General features: G+C 62.4%; 17 protein-coding genes. 9 read left to right on the top strand and 8 right to left on the bottom strand.

What is annotated here, in order from left to right; genetic code table 11:
• Nucleotides 1-472 precede the first annotated feature (472 nt).
• Nucleotides 473-3,025: an RNA polymerase sigma factor RpoD gene (rpoD, locus tag K0F86_RS17640; RefSeq protein WP_219135613.1), complete on the top strand. Its 2,553-nt coding sequence runs from the start codon at nt 473-475 to the stop codon at nt 3,023-3,025.
• A 66-nt stretch (nt 3,026-3,091) separates the two neighbouring features.
• Here the strand turns inward: rpoD and K0F86_RS17635 are convergent, their stop codons facing one another.
• The 3 genes from K0F86_RS17635 to ppc all read right to left on the bottom strand — a co-directional run bounded on the left by K0F86_RS17635 (nt 3,092) and on the right by ppc (nt 9,101).
• Nucleotides 3,092-4,231, bottom strand: a complete 1,140-nt coding sequence (locus tag K0F86_RS17635) for an HAF repeat-containing protein (protein WP_219135612.1) — start codon at nt 4,229-4,231, stop codon at nt 3,092-3,094.
• A gap of 55 nt (nt 4,232-4,286) precedes the next feature.
• Nucleotides 4,287-6,083 (bottom strand): PAS domain S-box protein, encoded by a 1,797-nt coding sequence (locus K0F86_RS17630; RefSeq protein WP_219135611.1) that lies wholly within the window; start codon nt 6,081-6,083, stop codon nt 4,287-4,289.
• Nucleotides 6,084-6,260: 177 nt separating this feature from the next.
• A complete protein-coding gene (gene ppc, locus K0F86_RS17625) occupies nt 6,261-9,101 on the bottom strand; it encodes a phosphoenolpyruvate carboxylase (protein WP_219135610.1) in 2,841 nt (946 codons plus the stop codon).
• 236 nt (nt 9,102-9,337) lie between these two features.
• Here ppc and hemC point away from each other — a divergent pair, with 236 nt between their 5' ends.
• Genes hemC through K0F86_RS17605 form a run of 4 tightly spaced genes read left to right on the top strand, consistent with a single transcriptional unit; the run spans nt 9,338 to nt 13,466 of the window.
• Nucleotides 9,338-10,333 carry a hydroxymethylbilane synthase gene (gene hemC, locus K0F86_RS17620; RefSeq protein ID WP_374197301.1) on the top strand — a complete coding sequence of 332 codons (996 nt, stop codon included), beginning with the start codon at nt 9,338-9,340 and terminating at the stop codon, nt 10,331-10,333.
• Nucleotides 10,326-11,108, top strand: coding sequence for a uroporphyrinogen-III synthase (locus K0F86_RS17615; RefSeq protein WP_219135754.1), 783 nt, complete (start codon nt 10,326-10,328; stop codon nt 11,106-11,108). The genes hemC and K0F86_RS17615 overlap by 8 nt, the downstream gene beginning before the upstream one ends.
• Nucleotides 11,105-12,265: a uroporphyrinogen-III C-methyltransferase gene (locus tag K0F86_RS17610; RefSeq protein WP_219135608.1), complete on the top strand. Its 1,161-nt coding sequence runs from the start codon at nt 11,105-11,107 to the stop codon at nt 12,263-12,265. The genes K0F86_RS17615 and K0F86_RS17610 overlap by 4 nt, the downstream gene beginning before the upstream one ends.
• A gap of 4 nt (nt 12,266-12,269) precedes the next feature.
• Nucleotides 12,270-13,466 carry a heme biosynthesis protein HemY gene (locus K0F86_RS17605; protein ID WP_219135607.1) on the top strand — a complete coding sequence of 399 codons (1,197 nt, stop codon included), beginning with the start codon at nt 12,270-12,272 and terminating at the stop codon, nt 13,464-13,466.
• 88 nt (nt 13,467-13,554) lie between these two features.
• Here the strand turns inward: K0F86_RS17605 and K0F86_RS17600 are convergent, their stop codons facing one another.
• Nucleotides 13,555-15,978, bottom strand: coding sequence for a membrane-bound PQQ-dependent dehydrogenase, glucose/quinate/shikimate family (locus tag K0F86_RS17600; protein ID WP_219135606.1), 2,424 nt, complete (start codon nt 15,976-15,978; stop codon nt 13,555-13,557).
• Between the two features lie 627 nt (nt 15,979-16,605).
• On the opposite strand from K0F86_RS17600, the gene ppa reads away from it, so the two are divergent.
• Nucleotides 16,606-17,148: an inorganic diphosphatase gene (gene ppa / locus K0F86_RS17595; protein WP_219135605.1), complete on the top strand. Its 543-nt coding sequence runs from the start codon at nt 16,606-16,608 to the stop codon at nt 17,146-17,148.
• Nucleotides 17,149-17,198: 50 nt separating this feature from the next.
• On the opposite strand, the gene K0F86_RS17590 is transcribed toward ppa, so the two are convergent.
• Nucleotides 17,199-18,332, bottom strand: coding sequence for a GNAT family N-acetyltransferase (locus tag K0F86_RS17590; protein WP_219135753.1), 1,134 nt, complete (start codon nt 18,330-18,332; stop codon nt 17,199-17,201).
• Between the two features lie 91 nt (nt 18,333-18,423).
• Between K0F86_RS17590 and K0F86_RS17585 the strand changes: the two genes are divergently transcribed.
• Nucleotides 18,424-20,040 (top strand): NAD+ synthase, encoded by a 1,617-nt coding sequence (locus K0F86_RS17585; protein ID WP_219135604.1) that lies wholly within the window; start codon nt 18,424-18,426, stop codon nt 20,038-20,040.
• A gap of 41 nt (nt 20,041-20,081) precedes the next feature.
• Complete coding sequence (locus K0F86_RS17580; RefSeq protein ID WP_077401797.1) at nt 20,082-20,420, top strand: P-II family nitrogen regulator; 339 nt, start codon at nt 20,082-20,084, stop codon at nt 20,418-20,420.
• A 143-nt stretch (nt 20,421-20,563) separates the two neighbouring features.
• Here the strand turns inward: K0F86_RS17580 and K0F86_RS17575 are convergent, their stop codons facing one another.
• The 3 genes from K0F86_RS17575 to trxB form a co-directional block, all read right to left on the bottom strand.
• The gene (locus K0F86_RS17575) at nt 20,564-21,193 is read right to left on the bottom strand and encodes a trimeric intracellular cation channel family protein (RefSeq protein ID WP_071078511.1); all 630 of its coding nucleotides are present in this window, start codon (nt 21,191-21,193) and stop codon (nt 20,564-20,566) included.
• Nucleotides 21,194-21,316: 123 nt separating this feature from the next.
• On the bottom strand, nt 21,317-21,991 hold the full coding sequence (locus tag K0F86_RS17570; protein WP_219135603.1) for a Smr/MutS family protein: 675 nt from the start codon (nt 21,989-21,991) through the stop codon (nt 21,317-21,319).
• 7 nt (nt 21,992-21,998) lie between these two features.
• Entirely contained in the window at nt 21,999-22,952 is a 954-nt protein-coding gene (gene trxB / locus K0F86_RS17565) for a thioredoxin-disulfide reductase (protein ID WP_219135602.1), read from the bottom strand.
• Between the two features lie 215 nt (nt 22,953-23,167).
• Here trxB and K0F86_RS17560 point away from each other — a divergent pair, with 215 nt between their 5' ends.
• Nucleotides 23,168-25,528, top strand: a complete 2,361-nt coding sequence (locus tag K0F86_RS17560) for a DNA translocase FtsK (RefSeq protein ID WP_219135601.1) — start codon at nt 23,168-23,170, stop codon at nt 25,526-25,528.
• Nucleotide 25,529 lies beyond the last annotated feature (1 nt).

The following is a 25,529-nucleotide window of genomic DNA, read 5'->3' as shown; positions in this document are numbered from 1 at the left end:
GTGCCCGCAGCGCGAAATGCGGGAAATGTGTATAATGTCGGCTTGCGCTGATGACTGGACCGCGTGTTTGACGGTCTGGCTCAGGTGTGCAGGGGATAGGAGCAGTGCGGTGCAGGGCCTCAATTATTAGTATTTTTGATATCGGATATTTTGCTTATCAATTATCCAGATAACTGGCCTTCGTGCATAATCTTGCTCTCCGCTGTGTCTTCACTGAACAACAATAGATTCAAGCCCGTTCTGGTACGGGCTTTTTTTCATTCCGCAATGTACATCGCTTATTTATCTGATCCGGCTTCGGCCCCGCCGCCCTCATTACGGGATGCGCGGGCTTTGAGCGCCCTGATAAGCAGGCGCCGCTGCCGTTAACGGCAGCCGCAACAATACGCTCCATCGAGTCCGGTTTCGCAGGCTTAGGTGGAATCATTCACTTCGCGCCGACACCATCTGGTCTCGCATTAAGAGATATCTCATGAAGAATACGCCAAAAACTTTAACGTTGTCCGCCAAGGCGCCACGCCCAGCCGCGGCACCACTTGCCGTACCCAAAACGACTTTATCTTACTTCATCGATAATGCGCAAGCGAATCCGGAAGCCACCGTCACGACGGCGCCCACCGTCGTGACGGTGGTCAAGAAAAGCCGTTCGCGCCTGGCCGCCGTGCCACCGGCCGAGTCGGCTGCCGAAGCGCCAGCGGCGGCTGTCGAAGCCGTTGCCGAAGTGACCGAAGTGGCCGACGCTGCAGCGGTCAAGACGCCGAGCGTGAAGATCGCCCCCGGCGCCAAGGCCCCGGCCGCGCCGCGCAAGGTCAGCGAAAGCGCCGCCACGAACAAAGTGGTGACGGCAGCCCGTTCGAAAGTCGTGCGCGCCAAGCCTGAAGCGGCGCCCGTGACCATCATCACCGGCGCGCAAGTGGTCAGCAAGACCACGGACGCCGATGCCCTGGCCGCCATCGATACCTCGAATTACTTCTTGCCGACCGTCAAGGTGCCAGGCCGCCGTGGCCGCAAGCCAAGCGAATTCACGCCGGAAAACGATGAAGTGGCAGCACTGAACGCCGTCGAACGGGCCGAATTGAAGGCCGTGTCGAAAGCGCGCGATCGCAAGGCCAAGGGCGGTCTGGCCGATGCGCTGGGCGATCCGGAAGCGTCGGCAGCGGACCTGGAACGCCGCCGCAAGCAGATCACGGGCTTGATCAACATGGGCAAGGAACGCGGCTTCCTCACCTATGCCGAGATCAATGACCAATTGCCGGAAAACATCATCGACCCGGAAGCGATCGAAGGCATCATCGCCACCTTCAACGACATGGGTATCGCCGTCTACGAGCGCGCCCCTGACGCGGAAAGCCTGTTGTTGACCGACAACGTCGCCACCGTCACCAGCGACGATGAAGTGGAAGCGGCTGCCGCGACCGCCCTGTCGACGGTCGACTCCGACTTCGGCCGCACCACCGACCCCGTGCGCATGTACATGCGTGAAATGGGCGCCGTGGCGCTGCTGACGCGCGAAGGCGAGATCGAGATCGCCAAGCGCATCGAAGGCGGCCTGAAGGACATGATTCAGGCCATTTCCGCCTGCCCCACCACCATCGGCGAAATCGTCGCCTTGTCGCAGAAGATCGCGCGCGACGAAATCAAGGTCGATGAAGTGGTCGACGGCTTTGTCGACTTGAACGAAAGCAATGCCCCGGCACCCGCCGCCGCTCCCGCGCCCGCCGCCGCCAGCGGTGACGACGAGGAAGAGGAAGAAGAAGCCGAGGAAGAAGACGGCGACGCCAATGGCGGCGCGGCCGGTTTCTCCAGCGAACAGCTGGCCCAGCTGAAAAAGAATGCGTTGGAGAAATTCAACGTCATTTCGACGCAGTACGACAAGATGCGCAAGGCGCCCGAGGGCTACAACTCGAAAGCCTACATCAAGGCGCAGGAAGCCATCTCGCAGGAATTGCTGGGCATCCGCTTCACGGCCAAGGTCGTCGAAAAGCTGTGCGACACCCTGCGCGGCCAGATGGAAGAAGTGCGCCACATCGAGCGCGCCGTGCTGGAACTGTGCGTGAACAAATGCGGCATGCCGCGCGCCCACTTCATCAAGGTGTTCCCGGGCAATGAATGCGACCTGGAATGGGTCGACCGCGAAGTCGATTGCAAGTATCCGTACAGCGCCATCCTCAGCCGCAACGTGCCTGCCGTCAAGGAACTGCAAAAGAAGATGATCGACCTGCAAGCGCGCGTGGCACTGCCATTGGCTGACTTGCGCAAGATCAACAAGCAGATGGCCGCCGGCGAAAAGCGCGCGCGTCACGCGAAACGCGAAATGACGGTCGCCAACTTGCGTCTGGTGATTTCGATCGCCAAGAAATACATCAACCGCGGCTTGCAATTCCTCGATCTGATCCAGGAAGGCAACATCGGCCTGCTGAAGGCGGTCGATAAATTCGAATACCGTCGCGGCTACAAGTTTTCGACCTACGCCACCTGGTGGATCCGCCAGGCCATCACGCGTTCGATCGCCGACATGGCCCGCACCATCCGCGTGCCGGTGCACATGATCGAAACGATCAACAAGATGAACCGCATCTCGCGCCAGATCATGCAGGAAACGGGCAGCGAACCGGACCTGGCGACCCTGGCCGTCAAGATGGAAATGCCGGAAAACAAGGTGCGCGAGATCATGAAGATCGCGAAAGAGCCGATTTCCATGGAAACGCCGATGGGCGAAGATGGCGATTCGCAACTGGGCGACTTCATCGAAGACAACACGACGTTGGCGCCGCTGGACGCCGCGCTGCATGCGTCGATGCGCAACGTGATCAAGGAAGTGCTCGATTCCCTGACGCCGCGCGAAGCGAAAGTGCTGCGCATGCGTTACGGCGTGGAAATGTCGAACGACCACACGCTGGAAGAAGTGGGCAAGCAGTTCGACGTGACGCGCGAGCGCATCCGCCAGATCGAGGCGAAAGCCATGAGCAAGCTGCGCCAGCCTTCGCGTTCGGACAAACTCAAGACTTTCCTCACGCAAAACTAAGCGTAGGGCAAGCACACAAAAAAAGAGGCGCAAGCCTCTTTTTTTTCGTCCATCCGTAGCGTTGGCTTACATGAAACGCGTGCGCGCGCCCAGCAGGCCCATGCGATAGTTGCGCTGCAATTTGTACAGCACCACGCCGCTGGCGGAGATGAGGATGGTGATGAGCAGCCAGTCCAATGGATTGCTGCGCTGTGGTGCGGGAGCCGCTTGCGACGGTACGGCGAAGGCCTGGAATTTGTGCCCCGTGTAGATGGCGCCGACCACCAGGCCCGCATCGGTGATCTTGTTGGTCAGGTACAGGCCGTCGTCGCGGCGGCGCACCGTCATCACGCCTTCCTTATAGACAAAAGTCATCGGTTCAAAGCCTTTGATGCTGACGCTGCCGACGACGTGTCCGGCCGCGTTGACTGCCGTGGCGTAGCTGTCGCCCTGGCCGATCAGGGCGCCCAGGTCGAGCATGCGCTTGCCGTCCCAGGCAAACGCGTGCCAGCGGCGCTTCTCCGTTTCCGACGCGCCCACGACCAGGCCGGCGTCATTGATGGCGGTGGCCGAACTGATGCGTCCGCCGGGCAGGGTGCCGATTTCCTGTATGCCCGCGCCGGGGCGGTAGACGAAGGCGCGGCGGTAGCCGTCGCCGCGCTGCGCCGTGCCGACCACCACGCCATGGCTGTTCAGGCCGCTGGCATAGCTGCTGGCGCCGCCCAGGGTACCCAGGTCCTGCAGGCTGTGGTCGGCGTTCGTGACAAAGGCGTGGAAATCGCCGGCGCTGGTGTCGGCATAGCCGGCGATCATGCCGTCGCGCGTGATGGCCGTGGCATAGCTGCTGGTGCCGCCCAGGGTGCCCAGGTCGCGCATGCCGCCCGCCGCGTCGTAGCGGAAGGCGTGCCAGGCGCCGGCGGCCGTCTGCGCCGAGCCCACCACCACGCCATGGGTATTGATGGCCTTGGTGAAACCTTCATTGCCACCCAGGGTGCCCAGCTCGCGGATGCGGCCATGCTGATAGGTCACGGCGCGGCGCCGTCCTGCTTCTTCCATGATGATGCCGGCCACCAGGCCGGCCGGGTTCAGGTCGGAGGCGATGCTGCCATTGCCATCCCTTTCACCAAAGCCGCGTTCGGCATAGATGGTGGCGCTGGCGGTGGGGATGGCGGCCAGCAGGAGCAGGCCGAGCAGTGGGGCGGGGAAGCAGGCGAACCGTGGCGGCATGATAGTTTCCTCAAAGAAAAAACTTACTATACTTTTTTATGCCGCAAATGCATACTTAATTTACTACTGTTTTTGCTAATTTTTGTGTTTTGGCATGATCGGCACGCTGCTGGCCTGCCTGCTGGGGCAGGTGGATGGCCAGCGCCGTGCCGCGGCCCGCCTGGCTGTCGATGCGCAGTTCGCCGCCCAGCGCATGGACACGTTCGCGTATGCTTTTCAGGCCGAAGGCGGCCCGCTTGCCGTGGTCGCCCGGCTGCATGCCGATGCCGTTGTCGCTGATGCGCAGCACGATGGCGTCGGCATCTTGCGTCAGCGCCACTTCCACTTCGCTGGCCTGGGCGTGGCGCACGATATTCGACAGCGATTCCTGCAGCACGCGGAAGATGGCCGATGTCTGGCGCTCGTCCAGGCCCAGGTCGGGCGCCTCGCTGTCGAGCGTGAGCCGGTAGCGGATGGCGCCGCGGCTCTCCATCTGGCGGATCAGCCACTCGGCCGCCGGGCCCAGTCCCAGCTCCAGGGTGCTGGGATGCAAGTCATTGATGATGGTGCGCACGGAGCGGATGGTGGCGTCGATGGTGTCGAGCACGCGCTGTGCGTGGCGATGCAGGTGCGGGTGGGTGGTGGCCGTGCGCGCGTGCAGCAGCGACACATCGATGCGCAGCACCATCAGATTCTGGCCCAGGTCGTCATGAATATCGAGCGCGATGCGGCGTCTTTCCTGTTCCTTGATGGTTTGCTGGTGGTCGCTCAGTTCGCGTAATTGCGCCAAGGTGCGCTCCAGGTTTTCCTCGTTGCGCTTGCTGTCGGTGATGTCGACGGCCATGGCGATGATCATCTGCGGCCGGCCTTCCGCGTCAAACACGGGTTTCTTGTGCGTCTGCACCAGGCGATTTTCCTGCAACTGCGCGTTCCATACCAGTTCTTCGCGTATCACCACCTGACGGCTGGCAAACGCTTCCTGGTCGGCCGCATGGAAGCCCGCGTTCTGTTCTGCGGGAAAGTGTTGCAGGTCACGCCCTTCGGCGATGTCTTGGTGGAGCACGCCCCATTGCTGCTCGCAGGCCTGGTTCATCAGCACGATGCGCGAATCGGCATCTTTCAGGAACAGCGACAGGGGCATCATGGAAATGATGTCCTGCAGCCGCTCTTCGCTGCGCGCCAGGGCCGCTTCCGTTTGTGCGCGCATGGCGATTTCCGCGGAGAGCTGGAGATTGACATCGAGCAATTGGGCAGTGCGCAGGGCCACGCGGCTTTCCAGCTCCGCATGGGCCAGGCTCAACGCGTGTTCGGCCCGCTTGTGTTCGGTGATGTCGCTGGCCAGCACCAGTGCGCCCGTCACAGTGCCGTGCTGGTCGTACAGGCGCCGTCCGCTGAGCATGGCCCAGCGCTGCGTGCCATCGCCATGCTGGTATTGCAGTTCGCCCATGCAGCTATCGCTCGCCGTCTGGCGTAGCGGACACAGGCGCAGCAAGGTGGCCTCGTCATGGAATTCCTCCATGGTGTGGTACAGCAGCTGCCCGGCGGGGACGCCCAGCATGTCGCACAGGCGCTGGTTGACGTACAGGATACGGCCTTGCGCATCCGTTTGCCACATGCCGTCCTGCGCCGTTTCGCTCAGGTGATGGTAGCGCAGGAGGCTATCGTCCAGTTGCGAACGCGTGCTGGCGAGGTGGGCGCGCAGCCTGCGCATCAGCCACATGGCCGTGCCAGCGGCGGCCGCAAGCAGCAGGGTCAGCCAGACATGCTCCCAGAAGTCGAGCGCCGGCCAGGCCGCGCCCGCCAGCCCGCCCAGCATGAGCAGGATGAGGGCGGCGCAGGCCGCACTCAGCGTTTCAATCGACCATTTGCTCATCCGCGTCCCTGGCGTCATGGTTGGCCGCTGCGGTGTGCATGGGGCCGAAGTGAGGAAGGTGTCTACCGCTAGTGTAATACTAATTGTTGTTTTATTGAGAATATTTTGCAATTGGGCAAGCAAAAGGGCCGGCCCTTGCGGTGCCGGCCCCTGCCTGCCAAAGGCAGCCTGGCGCGATCAGCCCGTGTTGCGCAGACCGGCCGCCACGCCGTTGATCGACAGCTGGATGCCGCGGTGGACGCGCTCGTCGATCTTGCTTTCCGCCGACAGGGCGCGGTTGCGCTTGATCAATTCCACTTGCAAGTGGTTCAGCGGGTCGAGATAGGCGAAGCGGTTCTGGATCGAGCGGGCCAGCAGCGGATTGCCCGCCAGGCGCTCCGTGTTGCCGGTGATCAGCTCCAGGCAGCGCAAGGTGTTGCCATGCTCGTCCGTGATGCGCTTGTAGATGCGTTCGCGCAATTCCTGGTCCGCCACCAGTTCCGCATAGCGCGAGGCAATCGCCAGGTCCGTCTTGGCCAGCACCATGTCCATGTTCGACAGCAGGGTGGCAAAGAATGGCCATTCGGCGTACATGGCGCGCAGGGTGGCGACCCTGTCATCTTTCGATGCTGGCTCGCCATCGTTGATCCAGGCCTCGATGGCGCTGCCGAAACCGAACCAGCCCGGCAGCAGCAAGCGGCACTGGCCCCAGGAAAAGCCCCACGGAATGGCGCGCAAGTCTTCGATGCGCTGGTTGGCCTTGCGCGAGGCGGGGCGCGAACCGAGGTTCAGCTCGGCGATTTCCGCAATCGGCGTGGCCGAGAAGAAATACTCCGTAAAACCCGGCGTTTCATACACGAGGTGGCGGTAGGCGTGATAGGCGAGGTCCGACAGCTGCGCCATCACGGCTTCGAACTGCGCCAGCTCGCTTGCGTGCGCCGGGCTGGCTGCCTGCGGCGCCAGGCTCGCTTCCAGGGTGGCGGCCACCAGCAATTCCAGGTTGCGCCGGCCGATTTCCGCGTTGGAAAACTTCGAGGCGATGATTTCGCCCTGTTCCGTCAGGCGGATCTGCCCGTTGACGGTGCCCGGCGGCTGGGCCAGGATGGCTTCGTAGCTCGGTCCGCCGCCACGGCCCACGGTGCCGCCGCGGCCATGGAACAGGCGCAGCTTGACGCCGGCCTTCTGGAAGTCGGACACCAGCGCCAGTTCCGCCTTGTACAGTTCCCAGTTCGAGGTCAGGAAGCCGCCATCCTTGTTCGAATCGGAATAGCCGAGCATGACTTCCTGCAACTGTCCCTGCTTGGCGATCAATTGTTTGACCAAAGGCAAGGCCATGACCTCGCTCATGATGCCGGCCGCGCGCTGCAGGTCGGGGATCGTCTCGAACAGGGGGATGACCATCAGCTCGCAGCTGCTGTCGCCAGCTTGCCAGTCGGTGCGCAGCAAGCCCGTTTCTTTTTGCAACAGCAACACTTCCAGCAGGTCGGACACGGTTTCCGTGTGCGAGATGATGTAGTTGCGAATGGCCCGCGCGCCGTAGCGCTGGCGGATGTCGCGCGCCGCGCGCAGGATCGCCAGCTCGGAATCCGTTTCCGTGGCGTAAGCGATGTAGGGCGAGTACAGCAAACGCGGCTGGGCCAGTTCGCTCAGCAGCAATGCCTGCTTGTCTTCCTCGGACAGGGACGTGTAATCGGCGGCCACGCCGCTCTTGGCGAACAGCTCGGCCAGCACGCGCTCGTGCACGTCGGAGGTCTGGCGCATGTCCAGCGATGCCAGGTGGAAGCCGAAGATGTCGGCCGCGCGCGCCAGCGTGGCCAGGCGCGGGCGCACGAGGGCCGCGCCGTGGTGCGATTCGAGCGAGGCGACGATGGTGCGCAAGTCGGCGACAAAGGCGGCCGCGTCCTGGTAGGCGGCGGCCGCGCCCACTTCCTTGCGCAGGATGTTGGTGGCGCCCAGCGCGCGGGCGGTGGCGGCCAGGCGCGCATAGATGCCGATCAGGGCGCGGCGGTACGGTTCGTCGCTGCGGTGCGGCGAGGCATCCGGCGACTGGTCGGCCAGTGCCTGCAGTGCGGCGCTCACGCCCACCATCAGCGTCGAGACGGACAATTCCGCGCCCAGCGCGTGCACTTCGTCGAGGTAAAAGTCGAGGATGGTGGTGGCGTGGCGCGCCAGCGCGTGCTGCATGGTGCCCGCGTTGACGTTCGGGTTGCCGTCGCGGTCGCCGCCGATCCAGCTGCCCATCTGCACGTAGGCGGCATTGATCGGCTCGATCGTGCCGTCGCCGTTCGGGTATTCGGCGGCGATATCGTCCTCGATGTCGTCATACAGGCCCGGCAGTTCGCGCAGGAAGGTGATGCGGTAATAGGACAGGGCGTTTTCGATCTCGTCGGCCACCGTCAGCTTCGAGTAGCGCAGCATGCGCGTCTGCCACAGCGTGGAGACGCGCGAGCGCAGCAGCTGCATGTTGGCGTGCCGCTCTTTCGGCGTCTGCGGCAGGTCGCGCTCGGCCAGCAGGCGGGCGATGTCGTGCTCGGCGTCGAGGATGCTCTTGCGCTGCACTTCCGTCGGGTGGGCCGTCAGCACGGGGGCGATCAGCGCGTCCTGGAAGAAGGTGTCGACCGTCTTGCGCGGCACGCCGGCGGCGCGCAGTTTTTTCAGCGCGAAGCTGACGCTGCCCTTTTGCGCCGGCGAGCCGGCCAGCAGGTGGGCGCGGCGGCGGCGGATGTGGTGTTGATCTTCGGCAATGTTGGCCAGGTGCGAGAAATAGGAAAAGGCGCGCACCACGGAAATCGTCTGTTCGCGGCTCAGTTGTTTCAGCATGGCGTCGAGTTCCAGCGCGGCGTCCGCGTCCGCTTCGCGGCGGAAGCGCACGGAGGTCTGGCGTATGGTTTCCACCACATTGAAGACGGCGTCGCCTTCCTGTTCGCGCAACACGTCGCCCAGCAGGCGGCCCAGCAGGCGGATATCTTCTTTCAGTGGCGCGTCCTTGTCGGAGCCGGCCGCTGGAACTATTTCTGGTGCTACTGCGTCATTGAGCATAATAAAGAACCAAAGTAAGTGTAAAAGCAAGGGAATGTGGATCGCACCGGGCGTTTGGCCGCAGAGGGGAGGGGCGCATGATAAAATTTGTGGTCTTCAACATGGACGCTAGCCTGACTTGGCCTTCTAGGCTAAGGGATAACGATTATAGCGATGCCGGGCGCCATTCCGATACAAATTGATATCGGGCAGGCGAATTGGCAACGACAACGACAGCCACAGCGAAAGAACTTGTTTTGAAAGCATCCGAATTGACCCAAAATATTCCTGCCCGCCTGGTGATCGCCACGCGCGAGAGCCGTCTTGCCATGTGGCAAGCTGAACACGTGCGTGCGCGCCTGGCCGCCCTGTATCCGCAGTGTAGCGTTGAAATTCTCGGCATGACCACACGCGGCGACCAGATTCTGGACCGCGCCTTGTCCAAGGTAGGCGGCAAGGGCCTGTTCGTCAAGGAGCTGGAAGTGGCGATGGAAGAAGGCCGCGCCGACCTGGCCGTGCATTCGCTCAAAGACGTGCCGATGGAGTTGCCAGAAGGCTACAGCCTGGCCGCCATCCTCGAGCGCGAAGACCCGCGCGACGCGTTTGTGTCGAACGACTACGCCAGCCTGGCCGAGCTGCCGCACGGCGCCGTGGTCGGCACCAGCAGCCTGCGCCGCCAGTCGCTGATCGCCGCGCGCTACCCGCACCTGACGATTCTGCCCCTGCGCGGCAACCTCGATACGCGTTTGGGCAAACTGGACCGTGGCGACTACGCCGCCATCATCCTGGCCGCCGCCGGCCTGAAACGCCTGGGCCTGGCGTCGCGTATCCGCGCCGTGCTGGCGCCGGAAGACAGCCTGCCGGCCGCAGGGCAGGGCGCCATGGCCATCGAGATCCGCAGCGGCCGCGTCGACGGCGCCGACCTGGTGCGCCTGCTGGCGCCGCTGAACCACACGGCCACGGCGCAAGCCGTCACGGCCGAGCGCAAGGTGTCGAAGATTTTCGGCGGCAGCTGCCAGATTCCGCTGGCCGCGTTCGCGACCGTCGAGGGCGAACAGATGCGCCTGCGCGCCATGGTCGCCACGCCGGACGGCGCGCGCATGGCCAGCGCCGACGTCAGTGGCCTCGCCAGCGCGCCCGAACTGCTGGGCGAACAGGTGGCCGAACTGCTGCGCGGCCAGGACGCCGCCGGCATCCTCGCCTCGTGCGCCGTTACCCCCGACAACCATGAAGGCCTGGCACCGCATGCCTGACAGCGTGGTGATCACGCGGCCCGCGGCGCAAGCGGGGCCGCTGGCCGCCCGGATCGCGGCGCTGGGCTGGCGCGTGACCCTGCTGCCGCTGCTGGAAATCCACGCGCTCGATGGCGACGATGAATGCGCGCAGCTGCAAGCCGTGCTGGCGCGCCTGATGGAATACGACCTGGTGGCGTTCGTTTCGCCCAACGCCATCGACTGCGTCTTTGCGCACCTGCCCGCCTGGCCGCCTGGCGTGCCGCTGGCCGTGGTGGGCGAGGGCAGCAAGATGGCCTTGGCCGCGCATGGCGTCACGGATGCCAACGCCAGCATCACCAGCCCGTTTGACACGGCGCGCAGCGATTCCGAACATCTGTTGCTGGCGCTGGACTTGCCGGCCCTGCGCGGCAAGCGCGTGCTGATCGTGCGCGGCGACGGCGGACGCGACTACCTGGCTGACGGCTTGCGCGCGGCCGGCGCCGAAGTCGAGTTCGTCACAGCCTATCGCCGCCAGGTGCCCAAGCTGACGCCGGCCTTGCGGGCGACCCTGGAAAACCTGTTGCAGCATAATAATGACTGGATCATCACCAGCTCGGAAGCGCTGCGCGGTTTGCTGGCGCTGCTGGGCGAAATGGGCGATGAAAAGATGGTTGTTGCAAAAATGCAACAGCAGCATTTGATCGTGCCGCACGCGCGCATTGCACAAACGGCGGCGGCCCTGGGTTTTGCCCGTGTCACCTTGACAGGATCAGGCGACGCGGGCGTGCTCGCCGCGTTACAATCACGACCATGAACGAAATGCCTACACTCTCCGAACCGAATGCAACGCCTGGCAGCACCGTGAAGACGGCGCCGCAGGCGGCCGACCAACCTGCCGGCCGCGCGCCGACCTTGCTGGAACAGCTGCAAAAGCCCATGAGCATCGCCGTCATCGTGCTGGCCGTGCTGCTGGCTGCGCAAAGCTGGTCGACCAGCAAGCAGATCCGCAACCTGCGCGAAGAAGTGGCCAAGCGCCTGCAAAAGGGCGATGTCAGCAACGCCGAAACGGGCGTGCTGGCGCGCAACGTGCAAGAAGGCACGAAAGAGCTGCAAATCAAGGTGGGCGCGCTGGAAAACCGCCAGAGCGAAACGCAAAGCCAGCAGCTGGCGCTGGAACAACTGTATAACGACTTGTCGAAGAACCGCGACGAGTGGGCGCTGACGGAAATCGAGCAAGTGCTGTCGACGGCCAGCCAGCAGCTGCAACTGGCCGGCAACGTGCCCGGCGCGCTGATCGCCCTGCAAAACGCCGACCGCAGCCTGTCGCGTTCCGACAAGCCGCAATTCATCACCATCCGCCGCGCCATCGGGCGCGACATGGAAAAACTCAAGGCCCTGCCCAGCGTCGATTCGACGGGCGTGGCCCTGCGCCTCGATGCCGTGATCGCCCAGATCGACGCCTTGCCGATGTTGTCCGACGAAACGCCGGCCTTGCCGGCCGCGCCGGAAAAACCGGGCAAGGCCAAGGCCGGGGCCAAGCCCGTGCGCGATGCCAGCGGCAAGCTGGTCGGACCGCCGGCGCCGGAACCGCTGCTGCAAACAGTGCGCGACGGCTTCAATACCTGGAGCGGCGACATGTGGAATGACGTGCGTCAATTGATCCGCATCCGCCGAGTCGATACGCCGGAAGCGCTGATGCTGTCGCCGACGCAATCGTATTTCTTGCGGGAAAACGTCAAGCTGCGCCTGCTGAATGCCCGCATGGCCTTGTTGTCGCGCAATGAAACGGCGTTCAGGAATGACCTGATCGCCGCCCAGGATGCGCTGGCCAAGTATTTCGACACCCGCGCCAAGAGCACGCAGACGGCGCAAGCCTTGCTGCGCCAGGTGCAGGGCAGCAACCTGGCCATCGAAATGCCAACCTTGTCCGACAGCCTGACGGCTGTGCGCAACTACAAAGCGAAGTCCTGAGCCCATGCGTCTATTTCTCTGGTTACTCGCCCTGATGGCCGCGGCGATCGGTATCGCCGTGACGGCCCGTTTTAATCCCGGCAACGTGGTACTGTTCTATCCGCCGTACCGCATCGATTTGTCGCTGAACTTCTTCCTGCTGCTGCAGGTCGCGCTGTTCGTGCTGCTGTACCTGCTGGTGCGCGCCGTGCGCGCCACCGTGCGCATGCCGGCGCAAGTGGCGGCCTACCGCCAGCGCAAGCGTGAGCGCGATGGCAACAAGGGCTTGCGCGAAGCCTTGAAAGCCCTGTTCGAAGGCCGTTTCGGCCATGCCGAGAAGGCCGCCCTGCGCGCCGCCGAGCTGGAAGAAAATGCCGGCCTGGCCGCGCTGATCGGCGCGCGCGCCGCCCACCGCATGCGTCAGTCCGAGCGCCGCGACAGCTGGCTGGCCCGTGTCGAGGGCGATGCCAGCCTGAAAACGGCCCGTTTGATGACGGTGACGGAATTGCTGGTCGACGACCACCAGCCGGAAGCGGCCCTGGCGGCCGTGCGCGAACTCAATGCCAGCGGCACGCGCCACATCCACGCGCTGCAATGGTCGCTGAAGGCCGAACAGCAGGCGAAGAACTGGCCGGAAGTGCTGCGCCTCGTGCGTTCGCTCGACAAGCACCGCGCCCTGCATCCGGCCCTGTCGTCGCGCCTGCGCGAGCTGGCCTATGACCATTTGCTGTCCGACCCCTCGCATGACGCCGAATCCTTGATGCGCGTCTGGTCCACCGTGCCCAGCAGCGACCGGATCAAGCCGTATATCGCCTGCCGCGCCGCCACGGCCCTGAATGCGCGCGGCCTGCACGATGAAGCGCGCCTCGTGTGCGAAGAGTCGCTGGCCGCCGACTGGGACGAGCGCGTCGTGCGCGCTTACCGCGAAGCGGCGGCGCCGGCCGGCACGCCGGCCCTGCTGTTGCAGATCGAGCATTGCGAACAATGGATGAAACAGCGTCCGCTCGATGCGGAACTGGCGCTGACCCTGGGCACCCTGTGCCTCAAGCAAAAACTGTGGGGCAAGGCCCAGCGCCACCTGGAGCAGGCTTTGTCCGACGCGAACGATCCGCAGATGGTGCGCGACGCCCACCTGAAGCTGGCGCAGATGCACGATGCCTTGCAGCAGACGGAACAGGCCGCCGCGCATTACCGCCAGTGCGCGCTGGCGACCATCCTGTAAGCTATTTCATCAGACGTAAAAAAGCCGTTCAGTGCAGACTGAACGGCTTTTTTTATAGGCGCACTCCATGGAAGAGTGCGTTGTTACTTTACTTCTTCGGGATGGTCGTGCCTTCGGGCAAGGCATACGCGATCAGGGTATCGCTCATCTTGGTGCCCAGCGAACCGTGGCCGCCAGCCATGACGACGACGAACTGGCGTCCCGACTTGTTCGACACATAGCTCATCGGCGTAGCCTGACCGCCGGCTGGCAGGCGGGCTTTCCAGATGACTTTACCGTTGCTGACGTCATAGCCGCGGATGTAGTAGTCGAGCGTGCTGCTGAGGAAGGTTACGCCGCCACCGGTGGTGACCATGCCGCCCAGGCTGGGCACGCCCAGTGGCAAGGGGATCGGCACGGGGCCGCTGTCGCGCGTGGTGCCGTTCTTGTGCATCCACACTTTTTTCATGGTGCGCAGGTCGACGGCGGCCACATAGCCCCACGGCGGTGCCTGGCATGGGAAGCCCAGCGGCGACAGGAAGGCCTTGATTTCCACGGCGAACGGGACGCCCGTCTGTGGTTGCAAGCCCATTTCGCCGCCCGTGCCGCCCTTGGCCGTCGTTTCCGCGCGCGGTACGAGTTTTTCCAGGAAGCCCATGTAGTCAGGGTTGACGATCAGCAACTGACGCACGGGGTCGATGGCCGCGCCGCCCCATTCGAAGATGCCGAGCGGGCCCGGCGAGATGACGGCGCCCTTGCCGGCCGTTTGCGGCGTGAACGGGCCTTCATAGCGGCGTTCCTTGAAGATGATGCGGCAGGCGAGCTGGTCGAACGGCGTGGTGCCCCACATGTCCGCTTCGCTGATGTTGCGTTCAGGCAAGAAGGTCAGGGCCGAGAACGGCTGCGTGGGCGACAGGGTGTCGCCAGCGGCAGGATTGCTCGTCGGCACGGGTTTTTCCGGCGCCGGCACGACCAGGCTGCCGTCGCGGCGGTCGATCACATAGATATCGCCCCGTTTTGTCGTGGCGACCACGGACGGCACTTTGCCTTTCGGCGTGTCGATGTCGACCAGCGAAGGTTGTCCGCCGATATCCATGTCCCAGATATCGTGGTGCACGGTCTGGTAGACCCAGCGTACCTTACCCGTCGCCAGGTCCAGCGCGACGATGGCGCTGTTGAATTTCTCGCCATTCTTGTTGCGGTTACCGCCCCAGGTGTCGGGGGTTTCATTGCCCATCGGAATGTAGACCATGCCCAGCTTTTCATCGATGCTGGCCACGCCCCACGAGTTGGGCGAGTTGTTGGTGTAGTTCTTGCCTTCAGGGAATGGCTTGGTATCTTCCGGTGTGGCCGGGTCCCAGTTCCACAGCAGCTTGCCCGTGACGGGATCGTAACCGCGGATTACGCCTGACGGTTCTTCCGTCGAATGGTTGTCCGTCACGCTGGCGGCGATCACGGCCACGTTTTGCGCCACGGCTGGTGGCGACGTGGGCATCAGGAAGCCGCGCTTGATCATGGCCATGTTTTTATACAGGTTGACGACGCCGTTGTTGCCAAAGCTCTTGCACGACTCGCCCGTATCGGCATTCACGGCGATCATGGTGCCATCCATGGTCGGCGCCAGGATGCGGCGCGGGCATTCCATGCCAGCCGCCTCGGGGGCGGGGTTGTTCTTGGCGCGGCCCGCGTTGACGTCCCAGTAGGCGACGCCACGGCAGATCATGTGCTGGTAGCTGGCCGCGTCGCGGTTGATCTTCGGATCGTGGCGCCAGATTTCCTTGCCCGTGTCGGGATTCAGGGCGATGACGATATTGTGCGGCGTGCACAGGTACAGCATGTCATTGACCTTCAGCGGCGTGACTTCGTTGGCGATTTCGCCTGGGTCATTCGGGCCCTTGAAGTCGCCCGTGTGGTAGGTCCAGGCTTCTTTCAGACCGGAAATATTCGCCGGCGTGATCTGCGCGGCCGGGGCGTAGCGGTCGCCATAGCCGGAGCGGCCATACGCGGACCAGTCGTTGTGCTCGACGCCGGGCGCCAGGTCGCCGCTGGCGGTGGCGGCCATGTTTTCGGCCGGCACGTCGCCATGCAGGTCATGGTAGTCCTGGAACAGGGCGATGACGCCGGTGATGACGGTCAGGGCCACGGCGGCGGACAGGGCTGTCTTGCCCGCTTGCCCCTGTTTCGCTGCGGCGGGTGGCGCCAGGCGGCGGCTGACGAAGGGCAGCAGCAGCCAGACGGCGGCGGCAAACCAGATATCGAGGCGCGGCAGCAATTGCCACCAGTCGAATTTCACTTCAATCACGGACCAGATGAGGGTGGCGAGCAGCAGCAGCGCCATGAATGGTTGCGCATTGCGCTTGCCTTTGAAGACGAGCACGCCTGCGACCAGCATGCCTATGCCGGCCAGCAAGTAGTACCAGGAGCCGCCGAGCGTGGCCAGCCAGATGCCGCCGCCCAGCAGGGCGAGGCCGAACAGAATGAAAATAACGCCGGTGACCTTTAATAAAGGACCGGGCCGGAAAGAGGGAATCATCATATTCCTTTTTGCAAGGATTTATCGGTGGCGCGTTGATGCGTCATATTGAATTCAGGGAAGGCGTCGATTGCAGAATATACAAAGTTTGGAATCACCAGAATTTGACAGTTTATCAGAATTGATGATTGTCTTCCGGTCGCGCTATTTTTTGGCTGGGGCACTATTTGAATCAAATACATGCTTCAAATAAGCGCAAATATTATGCTGGAAGAGTGGATTGTCGGGCTGCGTAGACGTTCGGCGTAGCATATTGAAGCGCTTGCGTCATTATGCGAAGACATCGCGGGATGAATGACAATAAAATTGTTGTTATAAACTGCTGCAATAAATGCAATTAGTCTTATAATAACCATGCCTGCTGCAGGGTGATATTGAAATGAAAATACACAGGTATTCAAGGTATTATCTCTGGACTGGTCGTAGTATTACTTAAGTGTTTATACTTATTGTTGTCGATGGTCTGTTTATTTTCTCTGTGGCAGGCCGCGCGCGCTGGCGGGCCGTGCCTGCCACTGTTGTTGGCTGGATGCGCAAAACGCGGGCGGGCCGCTGCTGCATCGCACAAGCCGCCTGTACTTCGCTATAATTACGCGGTTAAAACACCATCCGCTAATGAGGAACCCCATGAGTTTGAATAAAGTCTCTTCCGGCCGCGACCTGCCGAACGATTTCAACGTCGTCATCGAAATTCCGATGAATGCCGATCCGATCAAGTACGAAGTCGACAAGGAAAGCGGCGCGATCTTCGTTGATCGCTTCATGGGTACCGCCATGCATTACCCGTGCAACTACGGCTATGTGCCGAACACCCTGTCGCCGGATGGCGACCCGGTTGACGTGCTGGTCATCACCCCGTTCCCGCTGATCCCGGGCGTGGTCGTGCGCTGCCGTCCTATCGGCGTGCTGAAAATGACCGACGAGTCGGGCGAAGACGCGAAAGTGCTGGCCGTGCCAGTCGACAAGGTCCTGTCGATCTACAGCCACTGGCAAAAGCCGGAAGATCTGAACGAACTGCGTTTGCGCCAGATCCAGCATTTCTTTGAACACTACAAAGATCTGGAAAAAGGCAAATGGGTCAAGATCGACGGCTGGTATGGCCCTGACGTGGCCAAGGAAGAAATCCTGAACGGCGTCGCCGCCTACAAGGCAGATGCCGCAAAAGCCTAACTGCACCAGTTAAAAAACGCTCCCCGCCAGCCATGGCCGGGAGCGTTTTTTTATGCGCGAAACGGGCTGTGCTCGTTCAATTCATCGAGGTAGGCATCGATGCCGCCCCGTTCGCGTTCGAGGAAGCGCTGCACGGCGTCGGCAAAGGCCGGGTGCGCCAGCCAGTGGGCGGACCAGGTCTTTTGCGGCAGGAAGCCGCGTGCCATCTTGTGCTCGCCCTGGGCGCCCCCTTCGAAGGTGGCGATGCCGTTGGCGATGCAAAACTCCAGCGGCTGGTAGTAGGCCGTCTCGAAATGCAGACAGGGTACGTGCTCGAGCGCGCCCCAGTAGCGGCCATACAGGGTGTCCTTTGTATAGATCACCAGCGAGGCGGCAATGGCCCGGCCTTCGCGCTCGGCGATCACCAATAAAATGTTCTGCGGCATGCTGACGGCTATGCGCCGGAAGAAGTCCAGGCTTAAGTACGGCGACGAGCAGTGTTCCGCATAGGTATTGCTGTAGCACCGATGGAACAGCTTCCAGTCGGCATCAACAGCATCGACGCCGCGTACCTGGCGCATGGTCACGCCCGCTTCCTGTACCTTGCGCCGCTCGGCGCGGATATTCTTGCGTTTCTTGTGTTCCAGGGTGGCGAGGAATTGCTCGAAATCCGTGTAGCCGGGATTGAGCCAGTGAAATTGCACGCCACTACGCATCAGGTAGCCGGCTTCTTCCAATTGGCGCGCTTCGCTTTCCGGCGGGAACAGGATGTGGCAGGACGACACCTCGCTGGCTTGCTGCTGCGCCTGCAAAAAGGCCAGCAGGGCCGCGCGCGCCTGGCCATCGCGGGCCAGCAGGCGCGTGCCGCTCACAGGCGTAAACGGGATCGCCGACAACAGTTTCGGGTAATATTCCAGGCCATGCTGCTGATACGCGTCGGCCCAGGCCCAGTCGAACACATATTCGCCATACGAGTGCGTTTTGAGGTACAGGGGCAGGGCGGCGGCCAGGGTCTCGCCTTGCCACAGCACCAGGTAATTCGGCTGCCAGCCCGTGTCCGCGCTGGCGCAGCCGGACTCGTGCAGCGCATGCAAAAAGGCGTAGGACAGGAAGGGCGTGGCGTCCGCCTGGCTGGCCAGCAGTTCAGACCAGGCCGCTTCGCCAATTTCAGCCAGGGTAGAGACGATAGCCGTGCGATAATTCATTGTTGTAGTGTGCATTCATCACTCTCGGGGCGCCGCCGTCGGCCTGCGCGCCCCTGTCTTGTTTAATAGAACGAAAATATCCATCATCATCATGACAGTCAAAGTCGCAATTGCTCAAATGAATAGTACGGTCGGCGATCTGGCCGGCAACCGTGCCAAGATCTTCGACCTTTCCCGCCGCGCCTTTGAAGCGGGCGCCGATATCGTGCTCACGCCGGAACTGTCGCTGGTCGGCTATCCACCCGAGGACTTATTGCTGCGCAATGCATTCTACGCAAAAACGCAGCAGGCGTTTGCCGAGCTGGCCCGCGACCTGGCCCAGTTCAAGGATATGCACGTGGTGGTGGGCTTGCCGTTGCAAGACGAAAAGGGCGTGCGCCACAACGCCGCCTCCGTGCTGCTCAATGGCGAAGTGCTGGGCACCTACCGCAAGCATGACTTGCCGAACACCACCGTTTTCGATGAAAAGCGTTACTTCACGTCGTCGGACCAGGCTTTCGTGTTTGGCGTGAAGGGCGTGCGTTTCGGCATCAATATCTGCGAAGACACGTGGTTCGAGCATGCACCGATGCGCGCCCGCGCGGCCGGCGCGCAAGTGCTGCTGGTGCCGAACGGCTCGCCTTACCACATGAACAAGCAGCATCTGCGCTATGAAACCATGCGCAAGAACGTCAGCGCGCAAGGTATGGCCCTCGTGTACGCCAACCTGGTCGGTGGCCAGGATGAGCTGATTTTTGACGGCGACTCGTTCGTCATGGATGCGGCCGGCACCATTTGCGCCCAGTTGCGCCACTTCGAGGAAGACTTGCAGCTGGTCGAGTTCGACGGCGCCACGCCCGTGCCGCAGGCCCTGGCCGCGCCGTTGACCACGGAGGCGCAGGTGTACCAGGCGCTGGTGCTGGGCGTGCGCGACTATATCGGCAAGAACGGTTTTCCTGGCGTGCTGATCGGCATGTCGGGCGGCGTCGATTCCGCGCTGACCCTGGCCATCGCCGTCGATGCGCTGGGCGCCGACAAGGTGCGCGCCGTGATGATGCCGTCGCAGTTTACGGCCGATATCTCGTGGATCGATTCGCGCGACATGGTAAAACGCCTCAATGTGCGCTACGATGAAATTCCGATCAAGCAAACCTTCGACGCCTTCCGCACCACCCTGGCGGACGAGTTCGCCGGACTGGCGGAAGACGCGACGGAAGAGAACATCCAGGCGCGCATCCGTGGCACCCTGCTGATGGCCTTGTCGAACAAACATGGCAGCATCGTCTTGACGACGGGCAACAAGAGCGAGATGGCGGTCGGCTATTGCACGCTGTACGGCGACATGGCGGGCGGCTTTGCCGTGATCAAGGATATCGCCAAGACGCTCGTGTACCGCCTGTGCGCCTGGCGCAACAGCGTGTCGGATGTGATTCCCGAGCGCATCCTGACGCGCGGACCGTCGGCCGAGTTGCGCGCCGATCAGCTGGACCAGGACTCCTTGCCGCCGTATGAAATACTCGACGGCATCATGCAGCTGTACATGGAAGAAAACCGGCCGATCGCCGAGATTATCGAGGCTGGCTACCCGCCGGCCGATGTGGCCCGGGTCACGCGCCTGATCAAGATCAATGAATACAAGCGGCGCCAGTCGCCGGTGGGCATCCGCGTCACGCACCGTGGCTTCGGCCGCGACTGGCGTTACCCGATTACCTCGAAATTCTACGAATAAGCAGCCATCTGTCCACAATCCAACAATTTTAAGGAGTAGCCATGAAACAGATTACCGCCATCATCAAACCATTCAAGCTCGACGAAGTGCGCGAGGCCCTGGCCGATGTGAACGTGACGGGCTTGACCGTGACGGAAGTGAAGGGCTTTGGCCGCCAGAAGGGTCATACCGAGCTGTACCGTGGCGCCGAGTACGTGGTCGACTTCTTGCCGAAAGTCAAAGTCGAAGTGGTGGTGGACGACAGCGTGTCGGAACTGGTGGTCGACGCCATCATCAAGGCGGCCCGCACGGGCAAGATCGGCGATGGCAAGATCTTCGTGCGCAACGTGGAGCAGGTCATCCGCATCCGCACGGGTGAAACGGGTCCGGACGCGGTGTAAGCCCAAGCCAACGATGTTGTCGGATTACGGCTCTTCGAGCCTAATCCGACCTTCCGCCTGATATACGTCGATACGCGTAGGTCGGGTTAGCGCGCCAGCGCGTAAGCCGACGCTGCTGAGCCAGCAAAGCTGTTGGATTGCGCTCAACGCCCCAGCCGCATGTCGAATTTCCAGCATATCAGGCGCAGAATCGTGATGCCGCTGGCGCTGGTCCACAGCGCGAAGTCGTGCTGTGCGCCGAAGTGCATCTGCAATAAATAAGCCCAGCAGCCGAAAAAGGCGCAGATGGCGTACGGTTTGCCGTCGCGAAACACCATCGGCACTTCGTTGCAGACGATGTCGCGCATCACGCCGCCAAAGATTCCCGTAATCACTCCCATCATCGAGGCGATAAAGATCGGCATGCCGGCGCGCATCGCTTCAGCGACTCCGGCGATGGCGAACATGCCCAGGCCGATGGCGTCGGCGATGACGATCAGGCGTTCCGAGACGATCTGGCGCAAATGCTGGATCAAGGGCGCGGCCGTCAGGGCCAGCACGAAGATCAGAATCGCGTATTCCTGGTGCGAGACCCAGAACAGGGGCCGTTTGTCGAGCAGGATGTCGCGCAGGGTGCCGCCGCCGAACGCCGTGATGAAGGCCACGACGAATACGCCGACCAGGTCCATGCGCTTGCGGCGCGCTTCGATGAAACCGGAAAACGCACCCACCAGGATGGCGATGACCTCAATGATCTTGATCAGCGAGCCAGGCGGCAGTTGGGGAGGCATCATGGGTGGAGCGCTTGAGCAGGAAATAATTGTCACAGGTTAACATGACACGGCCCCGAATGGTGACAAACGGGGCCGTGTGCGAGGGCTAACTTGTTACTGAATTGTAATATCTTGCTGTCAAGGCTAACGAATGGGCTGCAGCGCCGCGGAAAGCAAGACCACCAGCGCGCCATCGCCCCCTTCGGAGCGGCGTGCCTGGCAAAAGGCGATGACTTCATCCTTTTGCACGAGCCAGCTGTGCACCATCGATTTCAAGACCGGTTCCTGGCCTTTCGAGCCAAAACCCTTGCCGTGGATCACGCGCACGCAGCGCAGCTTGCGCCGCGTCGCCTGGTTCAGGAAGGCGCCGATGCCGTCGCGCGCCTCGTCGCGGCGCAAGCCGTGCAAGTCCAGCTCATCCTGGATGGGCCAGTGGCCCTTGCGCATCTTTTTCACCACGTCCGGCCCCACGCCGGGGCGGGCGTAGTTCAGGGCCGGATCGTTTTCCAGGTAATGGTCGACCTCGAACAAGTCCGACAGCGACTCGCGCAGCACGGCCGCATGGTCCTCTTCCTGCGTCAGCTTGCGCGCCGGCTGCTGGGCCGCCATGGCGCCTGCCTTGGGCACGCTGGGCACGTAGCGGTCCGACTCGGGCAGGCGCTTGACGCCGCCGATGCTGGCCTTGAACAGATTGCTCTCCACGGCTTGCACCTTGACCTGCTGGGCGCGTTCAGCCGCGGCTTGCGCGCGCGCATCGGCCTGCTCCTTGAGCTGCTTGCTGACCGCTTTCAGGTCGGCAAAGTCTTTCATCGACGCCATGCGACGCTTACTCCTGGCCTTCCAGGTAGCGCTGGGCGTCCAGTGCTGCCATGCAACCCGTACCGGCGCTGGTGATCGCCTGGCGGTAGATATGGTCTTGCACGTCGCCGGCCGCGAACACGCCCGGCGCGCTGGTGGCGGTGGCCATGCCTTCCAGGCCCGTCTTGGTCTTGATGTAGCCGTTGTGCATTTCCAGCTGGCCTTCGAAGATGCCCGTGTTCGGCTTGTGGCCGATGGCGATGAACACGCCATGCACGCTCAATGCTTCGACCTTGCCGTCGATGGTCGACTTGATGTTCAAGCCCGTCACACCGCCTTCGTTGCCCGTCACTTCGTCCAGGGTGTGGTTATATTTCAACACGATCTTGCCCTCGGCAACCTTGGCGTTCAGGCGATCGATCAAAATCGCTTCGGCGCGGAACTTGTCGCGGCGGTGGATCAACGTGACTTTATTGGCGATGTTCGACAGGTACAGCGCTTCTTCGACGGCCGTGTTGCCGCCGCCGACGACAGCCACTTCCTGGTTGCGGTAGAAGAAGCCATCGCAGGTGGCGCAGGCGGACACGCCCTTGCCCATAAAGTGCGCTTCGGATGGCAGGCCCAGGTATTGCGCGGATGCGCCCGTGGCGATGATCAGCGTGTCGCACGTGTATTCGTGGCTGTCGCCCTTCAGGCGGATCGGCTTTTCGTTGAGGAAGGTGGTGTGGATGTGGTCAAACACGATTTCCGTATTGAAACGCTCGGCGTGCTGCAGCAAACGCTGCATCAGGTCGGGGCCTTGCACGCCCATCGGGTCGCCGGGCCAGTTTTCCACGTCCGTGGTGGTCATCAACTGGCCGCCTTGTTCCACGCCGGTGACCAGCATCGGGTTCAGGTTGGCGCGGGCGGCGTAGACGGCGGCGCTGTAGCCGGCTGGGCCGGAGCCGAGGATCAAAACGCGGGCGTGTTTGGTAGTGGTCATGGGAGGCTTCTCTATGAGTGGGGTCTGTCCGAATTGGGGGCATACGCGCGAAGAACAAGGGCGTATTGCGCTTGCGCAAGCAATCCACGATTATAGACCAAGCCGCCTGTAGCGACGAATCGTGGGGCCGTCCGGGGCATATATGGCTTAGAATACTTCCTTATTATGGGAAATTCCCTTTCAGAAACATTTATCACCTTGCAGCGCTTCCCAGAATGACTAAACCAGCCCAGGCCAATCAAAATAGCTACACCCGTAAACCGGTCGAACGCCGGCCTCTGCCGAACCGGCTGGTACGGCTGCTGTCCGAGGCGCGCTGGTTCGCGCTGGCCGCGTTTGCCCTGTATTTTGTGCTGATACTGGCCAGCTTCAACAAGCTCGACCCGGGCTGGTCGCATGCGACCTCCGTCGACAAGGTGGCCAACCTGGGCGGCAAGCTGGGTGCGACCTTCTCCGATTTGTTGCTGTATATCTTCGGCTTTTCCGCCTGGTGGTGGTGCGTCTGGCTGCTGCGCACGGTATGGAATGGCTATCGCCGCCTGAGCAAGCGCTTCCTGCTGGAAGAAGAGGACGTGGAGCGCGAGCACCATGTCGAGATGCTGATCCGCATCGTCGGCTTCTCCATCATGCTGATCGGCAGCATGGGCCTGGAATATCTGCGCATGGCCAAGAGCCTGCACGTGCAGCTGCCGCGCGAGCCGGGCGGCGTGCTGGGCCAGCTGGTGGGGCACTCGGCCCACGTGGCCTTCGGCTTCACGGGCGCTACTTTATTACTGTTGCTGCTGTTTGGCCTCGGTTTCAGCCTGTTCTTCCACGTTTCCTGGCTGCAAGTGGCTGAACGCATCGGCGGCGCCATCGAAGATGCGTTCAACTGGTTCGTGCTGCGCTACCAGGATCGTGAAGACCGCCGCCAGGGCGAAGTGGCTGCCGTGCGCCGCGACGAAGTGGTGGTCATCGAACGGGCCAAGCATGTGGAAAAGCATGTGGCCGCGCCGCCCGTCAAAATCGAGCCGCAGGTTGTGACGGTGGTGAAATCGGAGCGCGTGGAAAAGGAGCGCCAGGCGCATCTGTTTGAAACCCCCGGCGACGGCAAGCTGCCGCCGCTGTCGCTGCTCGACGAGGCGCCGCCCGTGGTGGAAACGGTCTCGGTGGAAACGCTGGAATTCACGAGCCGCCTGATCGAAAAGAAATTGTCCGACTTTGGCGTCGATGCCAAGGTAGTGGTCGCTTACCCCGGCCCTGTGGTGACGCGCTATGAAATCGAGCCGGCCACGGGCGTCAAGGGCAGCCAGATCGTGGGCCTGGCGCGCGACCTGGCCCGTTCGCTGTCGCTGACCTCGATCCGGGTGGTGGAAACCATTCCCGGCAAGAATTACATGGCGCTGGAACTGCCGAATAGCAAACGCCAGATCGTGCGCCTGACGGAAATCCTCGGCTCCAAGGTCTACAACGATGGCGTGTCCAGCCTGACGATTGCGCTGGGCAAGGATATCGCCGGCAAGCCCGTCGTGGCCGATCTGGCCAAGATGCCCCACTTGCTGGTGGCCGGCACGACCGGTTCCGGTAAATCCGTGGGCATCAATGCGACGATTTTGTCGCTGCTGTACAAATCCGACCCGCTCGACGTACGGCTGATCCTGATCGATCCGAAGATGCTGGAAATGTCCGTCTACGAAGGCATTCCGCACTTGCTGGCGCCCGTCGTGACCGACATGCGCCAGGCGGGCCACGCGCTGAACTGGGCCGTGAACGAGATGGAGCGCCGCTACAAGTTGATGAGCAAGATGGGCGTGCGTAACCTGGCCGGCTACAACGCGAAGATCGCCGACGCGAAAAAGCGCGAAGAGCACATCCCGAATCCGTTCAGCCTGACCCCCGATTCGCCCGAGCCGCTGGAGAAACTGCCGACCATCGTCATCATCATCGACGAGCTGGCCGACCTGATGATGGTGGTGGGCAAAAAAGTCGAGGAATTGATCGCGCGTATCGCGCAAAAGGCGCGCGCCGCCGGTCTGCACTTGATTCTGGCCACGCAGCGCCCATCTGTAGACGTGATCACGGGGCTGATCAAAGCGAACATCCCCACGCGTATCGCCTTCCAGGTCTCGTCGAAGATCGACTCGCGCACGATTCTCGACCAGATGGGCGCGGAAGCGCTGCTGGGCATGGGTGACATGCTGTACATGCCGCCCGGCACCGGCTTGCCGATGCGCGTGCACGGCGCGTTTGTGTCCGATGAGGAAGTGCACCGTGTTGTCAGCTATTTGAAGCTGCAGGGCGAACCGAATTACATCGAGGGCATCCTCGAAGGCGGCACCCTGGAAGGCGATGGCGCCGAAGGCGGCGCGCCGGGCGAGGGTGGCGGCGAGGCCGATGCCCTGTACGACCAGGCGGTGGCGGTGGTGCTGAAAAACCGCCGCGCCTCGATTTCGCTGGTGCAGCGTCATTTGCGCATCGGCTACAACCGCGCCGCCCGTCTGCTCGAGCAGATGGAGCAGAGCGGGGTGGTATCAACCATGCAATCCAATGGCAACCGGGAAATCCTGGTGCCGGCGGCGAGTAGTGAACAAGGGTAAA

Origin of the sequence: Janthinobacterium sp. UMAB-60, assembly GCF_900095235.1 — a bacterium.
GTDB lineage: Bacteria > Pseudomonadota > Gammaproteobacteria > Burkholderiales > Burkholderiaceae_D > Janthinobacterium.
Note: the sequence above shows the minus strand (reverse complement) of the source record. Positions and strands in the feature narration are given on the sequence as shown.